8 protein-coding genes and 1 pseudogene are annotated in these 11120 nt (G+C 44.2%); all 9 read right to left on the minus strand.

Annotated features, from left to right (window positions below; genetic code table 11):
- Positions 1-16 precede the first annotated feature (16 nt).
- Positions 17-1135, minus strand: coding sequence for an endonuclease/exonuclease/phosphatase family protein (locus HMPREF9007_RS02800; protein ID WP_008763453.1), 1119 nt, complete (start codon positions 1133-1135; stop codon positions 17-19).
- Between the two features lies 1 nt (position 1136).
- Positions 1137-3821 (minus strand): ATP-binding protein, encoded by a 2685-nt coding sequence (locus HMPREF9007_RS02795; protein WP_032850753.1) that lies wholly within the window; start codon positions 3819-3821, stop codon positions 1137-1139.
- Positions 3822-3888: 67 nt separating this feature from the next.
- The gene (locus HMPREF9007_RS02790) at positions 3889-5094 is read right to left on the minus strand and encodes a glycosyltransferase family 2 protein (RefSeq protein ID WP_008763455.1); all 1206 of its coding nucleotides are present in this window, start codon (positions 5092-5094) and stop codon (positions 3889-3891) included.
- A 37-nt stretch (positions 5095-5131) separates the two neighbouring features.
- Positions 5132-6634 carry a hypothetical protein gene (locus tag HMPREF9007_RS02785; protein ID WP_008763456.1) on the minus strand — a complete coding sequence of 501 codons (1503 nt, stop codon included), beginning with the start codon at positions 6632-6634 and terminating at the stop codon, positions 5132-5134.
- A gap of 24 nt (positions 6635-6658) precedes the next feature.
- Positions 6659-7510, minus strand: coding sequence for a glycosyltransferase family A protein (locus HMPREF9007_RS02780; protein ID WP_008763457.1), 852 nt, complete (start codon positions 7508-7510; stop codon positions 6659-6661).
- An 11-nt stretch (positions 7511-7521) separates the two neighbouring features.
- Positions 7522-8685: a glycosyltransferase family 4 protein gene (locus tag HMPREF9007_RS02775; RefSeq protein WP_008763458.1), complete on the minus strand. Its 1164-nt coding sequence runs from the start codon at positions 8683-8685 to the stop codon at positions 7522-7524.
- A gap of 12 nt (positions 8686-8697) precedes the next feature.
- Positions 8698-9855, minus strand: a complete 1158-nt coding sequence (locus tag HMPREF9007_RS02770) for a glycosyltransferase family 4 protein (protein WP_008763459.1) — start codon at positions 9853-9855, stop codon at positions 8698-8700.
- A gap of 3 nt (positions 9856-9858) precedes the next feature.
- Positions 9859-10770, minus strand: coding sequence for an SP_1767 family glycosyltransferase (locus HMPREF9007_RS02765; protein WP_008763460.1), 912 nt, complete (start codon positions 10768-10770; stop codon positions 9859-9861).
- 12 nt (positions 10771-10782) lie between these two features.
- A pseudogene (locus HMPREF9007_RS02760) lies at positions 10783-11120 on the minus strand (glycosyltransferase family 1 protein); the annotation flags it as partial.

The raw sequence follows: 11120 nt of genomic DNA on the forward strand, positions 1-11120 counted from the left end.
ATATACAGCGTAAGGTTTATAACCTCATTCTCATCACCACCGGATTATGATCACTATACTCCAAATCCGGAGAGAAGTAATCTACCCCTTGAAACTCAGACGAATGGAGGATATAGTCGATTCTCAGCAGATGCTTGAAATATCGGAAAGTGTACATATACCCATGTCCGCAGGTCTGAAAACCATCATTCAGTTTTTCTCCTTTTACCGTTTGATATACATATGAAGAAGGGAGAGAGTTGAAGTCACCACATACCAGGGTGGGATAGGGAGAAGCGGAAATCAATTGATTGATATGTTCAGCTTGTGCGGCACGTTTCTTGAAGTTCTCGTGCAGACCATCGGCAAGGGTGAGAGCGGCACGTTCCGCACGGTCGGTATCATCCGCACGAAGTTCTTTTTCCAGTTTGCGCTTGTTGCGGCTGACTTCCGTAGTCTGCAGATGATTGTTGAACAGACGGATTGTTTGGTCGTTAATGTCGATATCACACCACAGGCTGCAGTTGTTGGAATTTGGGTAGGTGACGAGCTGCTTCTCCTTGATGGGATAACGGCTGAACACAGACAGTTGCAAAAGACTCTCCCCGGCAGGAGAAGAAGGTACATAGTAATACGGCCATTCGGAAAGAACGGTGCGAAGACTGTCAATACCAAATTCATGATTGATCCCAAACTCTTGAAAACAGAAGATATCTACACCGAGCTCCTTCATGTAAGCAGCGATTTGCTTGCATGAGAAACCTGTGTGCTCGTGATTAAAGCTGTTAACGTTATAGGTGGCAATAGTCAGTGCTGATTCGGTGTCCCTTTCGTTTTTCTTCAGAAACGAAGATTCAGTATTCGGTTGGGAAGCCGAATCAAAAAGCGGGAACTGGAGGACACGGGTCAGATACCCCCAATTTCCCAGTATGGCGATTAAAGGAATGAAAACCCAGCATCGCCAGCGAACCGTCCAATAGATGGCAGAGGCGACATTAGCCAGCAAAAGTATCGGCAGAACCAATCCGATAAAGGGCATCAGCTTAAAGCCGTCCGGCGAAGCATCTCCGGCGAAGGCTCCGGCTAATGTGAAACCTGCCAGAATACTCGTCAGCAGGATAGACAGGTAGTAAAGTAATCTATATAAGGCTTTCATTTTATGGTAACCATTTATTAATCATATCCTTGAGCTTCGCTTGCGAGATCGGTTTGGCGATGAAGTCGCTGCATCCGGCATCCGTTGCAGCGATCTGATCCTGTTGATAAGCATAAGCACTTTGTGCGATAATGGGCACAGTAGGAGAGAGCTCACGAATGATCTTCGTAGCCTCCAGACCGTCGAGATTAGGCATTTTGATATCCATCAGAATAAGGTCCGGCTTCGCTTCATCGTATGAGGTAACGGCCTCCATACCGTCCCGTGCACGTATAAGCCTGTACTTTCTTCCAAGAATAGCTTTCAGCAAATCGAAGTTACTGTCCTCATCTTCCGCTATCAGAATAGTCCGCTGGCTTGGAGAGGCATTGGCGGAAATACTATCGGAACTATTATCGTCCGTATTTCCGGAAGTCTTTTCAGAATCCTCCTTGACAGACGTTTCTACTGACGTCTCCGTAGAAGCCATGTCAATCTTCATAGAACCCGTGCCGGTCGATTGTTCCGACTCGTAAGGCAGGGTGAACGTGAAAGTCGTCCCTTGACCTACCACCGAAGAAACGGAGATTTCACCTCCCAATCGTTCGACAATTGTTTTACAGATAGACAGTCCGAGTCCCGTCCCCTGCGCATAGTTGTTCAACTTGGCGAAACGTTCGAACACACGTCCTATCTTCTCCGGTTCGATGCCCGTACCGGTATCAGTCACGTGGAAAACGATCTGATTACCTACCAGTTTATAGCCGTAACTAATGCTGCCTGCTTTCGTGAATTTGAATGCGTTACCTATCAGATTCGAGAACACCTGGAACACCCGGTTCTTGTCAGTCTCTATCACCAGTCCGTTTTCGGATGGCTCGTAGATCAGTTGTACCCCTTGCGGCGTGCGAAATACGTGAGCGTCATGTACTTCTTTACACAGACTGTTGATATTTATCGGTGCGCTGGTGAACTCGATAATGCCCGATTCGATCTTCGAAAGATCAAGAATCTCGTTGATCAGTTGCAGCAGACGTTCGTTGTTGGCTTCGACGATCTCATAAAATGTTTTACGTTCTTCCTTATTTTCACTTTCGGCTATCAGATGCGAGAAGCCGACGATGGCATTCAGAGGTGTGCGTATTTCATGACTCATGTTGGCGAGGAAAGCAGACTTCAGTTTGTCCGACATTTCGGCTTTCTCTTTGGATGTCTGAAGTTCCCGTTTGATCTTCTCCAGTTCCGTGATGTCCCATTCGATGCTGACGATGATGGGGGAGGAAAGTTCGTCTCCGTCCACCCGTATTTTCCGTTTGTCGAGGATGATCTCGTTTCCGTTTTTGTCTTTCCCTTCGGTTGTCCAGTGCAGTCCCCGTCCGGTGGTGGCAACTAGTGTATCTTCCTCCCTTTTCTTTTCTGCCACTTCGGGGGGATAGTAGTCGAAGTCATTCTTGCCGATAGATTCGCCGATGCACAGATTCCGGTTGTACGATTCCCGGTTGCGGTAGATATATCGGAAATCGTTGTTGATCTCCTTGACGACAATTCCGGCGGGGAGGTTGTCGATGGTAGTATCCATGATCAGGTTGAGCCGTTTGATTTGCGCTTCGTAGTGCAGTCGCTCGGATATGTCGTGGGAGAATGACCAGTAACTTTCTTCACCGGAGTCGTTGGTGACGTTATACATGATTCCCTCGTAAGCCAGTATATTCTTGCTGACTTTCGAAGGATGATGGGCGACGAAACTTCTGCTTCCTCCGTGCAGGATATCCTTGCAGCGTTCATGCCAGTCTTTCTGCGTGTTCATATCGCCGGCGATTTCATAGATTTTCAGTTTGCCGATCTCCTCACTTTCCGGGATGCCGTGGTTGTGGAGGAACTGGCGGTTGGCGAAGATCAGCGTACCGTCCTCTTTGGCGGCGAAGATGCTCTCCTTTGCGTTGTTGATGGCGTGCGTTAGCGTGTTGATGTCGTTTCTGCGACGCTGTATGTCGGTGATGTTCTGGATGTAACCTTCGATGTTGCAGCTGCCGTTCGGTAGTTCGTCTCGCAGATAAGCCTGAAGGCGCATATAGTAAATCTCTCCGGCGACACGGACCCGATAGCTGATACTATCTTCGTTGAGTCCTTCCTCATTTTTCCGGCACCAGTTGGTGAAGCTCAGGCGGTCTTCTTCGACGATAAATTCCTGATATTTCTCCAGAGAGATGCTTCTGGAAGATTCCTCGCACAATACTCCGGTGTAGCCCATGTAATAGAAGACATTGTCGCGGGTGTTGTACATCCACTGTCCGATCTGAGCCACTTTCTGTATCTCCCTCAGATTTCGGTTCACCTGTTCCAGCTGGCGTTTCACGTTGCTTCGCTGGGTGATGTCCCGATATTGGCAGAGCACCATGTCATCGTAAGGATACATGATACACTTGAAATAATAGGTATTATCCTCCAGTTCCAGCTTGTAGTTCTTGCTGATGCTTCGCTGTTCCCGAAGCACGGTCTGGAAGGTGCTGTAAACCTTCTCACGGGTGTGCTCGGGCATCCGTTCGAATATATTTTTTCCTAAGAGCCTCTCTTCTTGTAAAAACCATAAATTGCTATGAATATCAATATCAATGCAAATGCCATTTCTATCGACTAATAGCATGGTGTCGGCGGTCAACTTCAGTATTCTTTGCGCATTATCTGCCTCATGTAATGTTCTGTTCATGCTTGTCCGATTAGATTTATAAGATTCTGTTTCATGCAAAGATAGCAAAATATTTGATTCTCTGTTCTTATTTTTCGGCACGTTTTGCTTTTTCCCAGGCGCCGCTTCCTTTTTTTCTTTTCAGATAGCCGATTCCTTTGAGCACATTCACGTTCATGAATAAGAAATAATAGGGAATAAACAGTACTTTATTCTTTATTTGTCTGGTAGAGAGGTAATATCCCCAGTATCCCATTCCGTAGAAAAGAATCTGTAACCCCAGCAGGGTGCCATAAAACAGGGGAGATTCGCCCAATAGCAAAACGACTATATTCAGTGGCAACAGCGCAAACAGCAGGAATGGAGTGACAGACCAGCGCAATACCCGGTGCGACGTGTACTGAAAACTCAGGATTCCGTAATGGAAAGGATTCAGCAACGGGCGCAGACGCCAGATCGACTGTAACCCTCCGGCAGCGATGCGCACTTTTCGTTTTTCCTCTTCACCCATATCTGCCGATCCGCTTTCGATGGCGTAGGCATTGGTGCAGTAGGCGATGGTGTATCCTTTCATGGCGATGCGGAGAGAGAGGATGAAGTCGTCGAGCAGCGTATCCGGTTCCATCGGTTCGAAGAGTTCGCGGCGGACGGCAAACAGTTCTCCGGCAGCGCCTACAGCTGAGTAGAGACGGGAGTCGAGCGCTTTCAGTGTCGATTCGTATTTCCAGTAGATGCCTTCGCCTCCGGCGGCTGCTCCGTCCTTCGTCTGTACGGCTATACGTTTTTCTCCTGCCACGCAGCCCACTTTCGGGTTTTGAAAAGCCAGTACGATTTCACGGATTGCCTCGCTGTTGACCATCGTGTTGGCGTCCGTAAAGACGACAAGCGGGGTCCGGACGAGTGTCATTCCTCGTGTCATGGCGGCTGTCTTTCCCTGCCGTTTCGGCTGGAAGTAGACGGTTACTTTTCCGTTCCAGCGGGTTTGGAGACGGTCGTTTGTGCCGTCATCGCTTCCGTCCGTCACCCAGACGATGCGGAGTTTGTCCGCAGGGTAGTCCAGGGCGAGGCTGTTCTCCATCTTTTCGTCCACCACGTCTTCTTCGTTGAAGGCGGTGATGAAGAGGGTTACTTCCGGCAGGTCACTGTCCGGTGGCAGCACCCGTTTCACGGGTTTCACGAAAAGCTCTTTCAGCTTGACGAGGGCGTAGAGGACGATACCGTAGCCCAGATAGGTGTAGAACACCATGAACAGGGCGGACCAGAAGATGATTTCGAGGATGAGGGTTTCGTTCATAGCTATATTCTCGTTTAATAGATGTTTGTTGATTTACTTATTGAAGTCGTTTTTTTAGTGCCTCTTTTTTAGCCGATTCTTTCAGTATGTTTACAAAGTAGAGGGCGTCTGCTTTGTTGGAAGCATCGGAAGGATTGGCCTCATATCGTTTTACGAAATTCTCGGCGTGTTCAAACAGGTATTTCCGACAGTCGATATTGAGCATGATACCGTCTCTGTAGTCAGCATAAGATAGTCCGGTCAATGCATCATTTCCTTCGATAGAAACAATGTCATACATGCTAATTCCCGGCAAATTGATAGTGGTAGAAGGATAGTAGAAGAACTTTTCTCCCGGTAAATTTACTGTTAATTTGAAAGAACTTGCGTCTATTTGTGCTATACTAATATGGCTGTTTAAACGATAATAGTTATATTCATAATATTCTTCCTGGCTTGGAAACCATAACGAATCATCCCCATCTTTACCATAATTACTATTTAACCATAATAAAAAGTCGATCCAATTGTTGTCCGTACCATGAACACCTATGCAGATTGCTTTACGTTCTTCTTTGGGTAATTTTAGCAGGTCAGTAATCTGTTGTTTAAAATATGCTGGTGAATCGTTAAACTCCCGTTCTATCAGAGATTTTTGTAAAGTTTCAGACACTTGATACGGATATAGGGTAATTGCTCCTGCTTGTGCGGTCATCGTTTGAATTTCCGGACATTGAAGAGCAGCAGTTACGTATGTTTTATTTCCATTGGGTTCAGCAAGAAATTTACATCCCCTTCCTGTGAGTTTCTCTACAATAATGTTTTGGGCAATATCAAAATGTTCCAATATTTGTATTGGATCATTAGCATCTTTTGTCATTACATCATGGAGGGCAATGCCTGTTCCATAGTTCAACATCTCTCGTATGTTATCCCATATAAGTCCGGATTTCATATAAAAACGATAATAGTTTGCAGTAAACCCCGGCAGTACGTTTGTTTCAGCATCCATCCATTTTTCTTCAGGGGCAAGAGTGGTAGTAATAGCAAACCGAACTTCATTTCCTGCTCCGTCTGTACATCCCAAAGATTGGTTGGCGGAAATAATAGTAGGGGGAAGATCCCCTTTTTGCAAATGTTTGATGTCAAAATATAATTGATGTTTCATATTCTGATCAGTGGGAGTTGGAGTAGGATAAGGTATTGAACTTGAGATCGGTTTACCGTTTATTGCAGCCCACGTACGGCAAAAAGCAGCCTGCATGCAGTCGTCTTGTGTTAGCATCAACATCCATGTCTTATTGTATTTTAAATGAGGGATTTCGACATTAATATCTTTGGTCTGTATTTCTTTTTTTGTGTGGATAATGATTTCTGCTGTAACGTTTGCTGTTTCTTTGTCGAAAGGATACATATAGACGGGAGTAGAATCTGTATCTTTTTCGTTATTGTCTTGTCCTGTATTTCTATTCTCATCGTATAGATTCATTTTTCTTATACAGGAAGTATAGGTGAAAAGACAAGCTGTTACTAAGATGATATTTACTATATATTTTGCCATATCCATAATGATTTTGATGAGACCTTATTTGATGAGATTAGAGTCTTTATCTTTGTATGCCGTCTTTTTGATAAAGAGTCCGGTGATTTCTTTCAGTGCTTTGATTACCCGTATCCATATATTATCAATCAGTGATCCTTCAGAATTTAGGGTTCCATTACTTGTAAGCACTCGTGCTTTGCGACTTGTAATAAATACGATTTTTCCATACGGTTTCATAGCTAATGCTAACGAACCGTCTTCTCCGCGGATAATATCTGTACGAAATCCAAACCGACGTCCTATTTCCGTATTAAAACTGAAAGCCATACCTCGCACACAGAGTTCAGGACGCTGGATGGCTTGTAAGCGGAGGTATATATCGCGCAGGCCTTCGTAGCACCATAGTCCGAATCGGGAATGTCTTTCGTCAACCATAAAACTCCATAAACTGAATGTACATGCAACCTTCGGATTCATTAGATATTTTACATGCGTTTCAATGTAATGCGGTGGATATAAAGTATCTGCATCAATACAAATATGATATTTTCCTTTTGCATGGTCCAATCCGCATTGGCGGGCGTATCCCGGACCTTTCTTCGTTTCGTTATAATAGGTAACTCCCAATGATTTTAATACTTCTTCCGTTTTATCCGTTGAATTGTTGTTAACGGCTATTATTTCAATGGGGAAATGGCAATGATTCTCGGAGAGTGACCAGATACAACTTATCAGATGACGTTCCTCATTGTGTGCAATGAGTACAACCGATACCAGTGGAGAATCGTTTTGACGTTCTTTGAGTTGTCTTTTGACTTTGCGGATACTATCGTCAGAAATCTCATCAAAAGATTTCCCGTATACTTCCAGATAAGTTTTATACCACTTTACCATATGTTGTTCTGTTATTTAGAAGAATAAGTTAATGATTCGAATAAGTTTTTCCATTGTGGCATCACATTTTCCGGCAGAAAGCGTTTTACGTTTTCCCTGGCTTTGTGTCCCATCTTGATGCGTACATTTTCATTCTCAATCAGATAGCAGATTTTGTCTGCAAGTTCCTTGATATTTTCTTTCTCCACTAGTAGACCGTCTTCATAGTCTTTTATAATATCCGAAGGACCATGCGGACAGTCAAATGAGACACAGGGTATACCACATGACATTGCTTCTGCCAGAACGAGTCCAAAACCTTCGAAACGGGAACTCATGACATAAAAGTCGCTATCCATGTATTTTTGATAGATATCGAGAGTGGGAGGATGAAATAACACGGAATTTTCCAGTGCCAGATTTTTCCGTTTCTCCAATAACATGGTTTTGTCTTCACCCTCTCCATATATATCAAGAATCCACTCAGGGTGTTTCTGATGTACTTTACTCCAGGCGTCCAGTAATAAGTCATATCCTTTCTGCTCTACCAGTCTTCCTGCGGTAATAATCCGTTTTTGAGTTTTCTTGTCTGGACTGATTTCTGCAGGATACCGGTGCAGCATATTGGGGATGATTCTTGCCTGCGGTGTTATGTCGGACCAGTCTTTCGCATCGTTGTGAGTCAGTGTTACAAAAGCGGACATATGTTTGATATACTGGTGAAGTTGCTTGTCTCTTCTTTTGAATGCCCATCTCATCAATAGATTTCCGGCAGGTGGATTATTTTTTTCAATACTTGTCCTCATGCTATGCGTTTCCAGTATGGTATGCGTTTTTCTTTGAAGTAAATCCATACCAGCCATAGTTGTGAATTCGCAACTAGCTCCGATGACTATGTCGGCTTGAGTTGTATGTACGAAGTTACTGAGTTTTTTAAAAAACTCTTTTTCCATTTTCCATTGCATGAACATGCGTTTGAAAAGCCCATATTGATACTGGCGATAGAATAGTATGCCCCAATCTACATGGGTCACTTTGGGTGATAAAGGGTAAACGATGGAATGTCCCCCTTGCTCCCAAGTAATAATGTATACGTGGTATCCGTAATGTTCTGCCAGATAATTCGCCTTGTCGATAAAGATTCTTTCTACGCCACCAAAAGCCGCTAGTGAGCGATATAAATAGATGATAGTCATTCTTTTCTTCTTTTATTGAGGTGCATATTCCATCAATTCTTCAAATAAACTTTTCCATTGTCGCGAGATTACTTCCATAGTAAAATCTTTGGCCCTGATTTTTGCCTGCCTACCCATTTCTATGCGGATATTCTCGTTCTCAATCAGATAGCAAATTTGCTTGGCCAATTGTTCGATGTTTCCGTTTTCTACCAAGAGCCCGTTTTTTCCATTCGTTATCATGTCCCGCGGACCGCATGGACAGGCAAAGGCAACCGGAGCAATTCCATAAGCCATTGCTTCGCCCAATACCAGAGGTAGCCCTTCGTATCGGCTTGATAAGACAAATATCGAACTCATACAGTATTTTTCGGCTATATTCGATACAGTGTGATGAAGCAGACAATTATTATTTAGTTGTAGTTCATCTATTAGTTTGGTGAACTTCTCTTTCAGGTCGCCTTCTCCATAAATATGTAGTTTCCAGTCCGGATGTCTTTGGGCGACAATGCTCCAGGCGGGGATTAGCATATCAAATCCTTTTTGGGGCGCATATCGCCCTACAGCAATAGCATTATGTGACAGAATATCTGTTTGTTTTCCTTCTACAGGAGTAGAAATAGGATTAGGGATGATGCTGATATTAGTCAGTTCCGGCCAGTCTTTAGCTCCTTCACTTGTAAGTATAATCACTCTGGACAGTTTAGACAGGTTTTTGACAAATCTGTTTGCCCATCTTTTCTTTATCATGTTGACAATCGGGCTTTTACGTTTCAGTGCTTCTGCGCCATAGGCGTAGCGGCTGACGTGAAACTCTCCGATTTTCAGGCTACCGTCTTTCAATTTAGTGATAAAGTTCAGTTCCCGGCGCATGGTTGAGATAGTAATGTCCGGTTTCAGTTCGTTCAATAGATTCGATAGTCGTTGTTTAAACCGATAGTAGCGGAACGGATACTTCAGCACTTTACTTACTATGGATTGAGAGTAGGGCAGGTCGAAAGATACTCCTAAGTCGATATGCTTTACTTTGGGGGATAATGGAAAGTGTGGTGCTTTACCCATTTGTTCGGATGTAATGATGGTGATGTCGTATCCTTCAAAATGTTCTGCAAAATAATTGGCTTTGAATGTAACTATCCGTTCTATTCCGCCAGGTGCCTGTAGTGAGGGCAGGTAATAGGCTATCTTCATGATTTAATAGATTTTAGCAATGATTTGTTTCCGATAAAATTCTCCGGCGTCGGACACTTGTTTTCCGTTGGCGGCTTCGTTTACATATTTTCGTTCCAGCTTTACTTTCCGTTTGGCTCCCATTCGCCACCATTCATATTCTACGTCCACGTGCCCTGCGTCAATTGCCTGATAACCGGACTTGAATAAATCGTAAGCCAGTACAGTAGCCGTAGGTCCTAAAGCAATCAGGAAGAGAGCGGTTTTCTCGAGTTTTTGCGCTTCATTCAGTATTTCTTCGTAGCGGTCAAATGCGTCACGGGGCGGACAAAGAATACGTCTGATGCTTTTTACATTGTCAAAGAGGTCGTTGCCTACCCCCAAACGGCTTTTTTCGCCTTCAATGAATACGACATCCCTGTCTTTCCAGATAGCTTTCATCTGGTGAAACCACCGTGGGCAGTCTTCTTTGGAAGCGAAGTCCATGTAGGGACGGGTGATGAATGTATTGTAGTATAGCCTGTCGGGCAACAGCAAGCGGTCCCACCAACTGCCATACAGAAAGAAGTGAGTTCTCCAGAATCGGCGTGCTTTGCGGTTATAGCGATAAATGTTTTCGAAAGTATCGGAGATACAAACCAAATGTCCTTCTTCATGGCTTGTCAATACTTCCTTGAGACGCTGAGCCAAGAGTACATTTCCTTTTTGGAATCCTATTTCCTTGTCCGGGTTGGTAAGCAGCATCTCACCATCGCCGAAACGGCTCACGGAACATTGGTCTTCTACGATTATCCGAATGGTCTCATCAATGGAAGCTACCTGCGGAGTTATTTTCTGATGGCATCTGAGAGCCATGTACCAGAAATTGTACCATTCTACAGTAATGCCATAACGCAATTTATAGCGGATAGCATTGATCAGTGGCTGTATATTCATAGTGATATAGTTTTATTCAAAGGTTTCATTAATAACAATTTGCATCTGGGCTTTCCATGAAAGTGATTGCTCTATAGACATCCGTATTTGGAGCGGCGTTGTTTTCAATGATTGATAAAAGCGAATTACTTTTTCGATGTCAAGGGGCGAATCGTCCGGTGCTGCCTTAAGTATGTATGGTTGATGCTCAAAGTCATCATCCGTTTCTGAATAAACAAAAGGAATGCCTCTTGCTGCATATTCACGGTTTTTTAAGGTCTTAATTTTGTCAATACCGCTACGATGGCGAGCCAGACTGCCTATTCCCATGTCCGACTGCTCGAACACGGCATCCAGTTCTTTGCCGTATA

This window comes from Bacteroides sp. 1_1_14, from assembly GCF_000162515.1.
Lineage (GTDB): Bacteria > Bacteroidota > Bacteroidia > Bacteroidales > Bacteroidaceae > Bacteroides > Bacteroides thetaiotaomicron.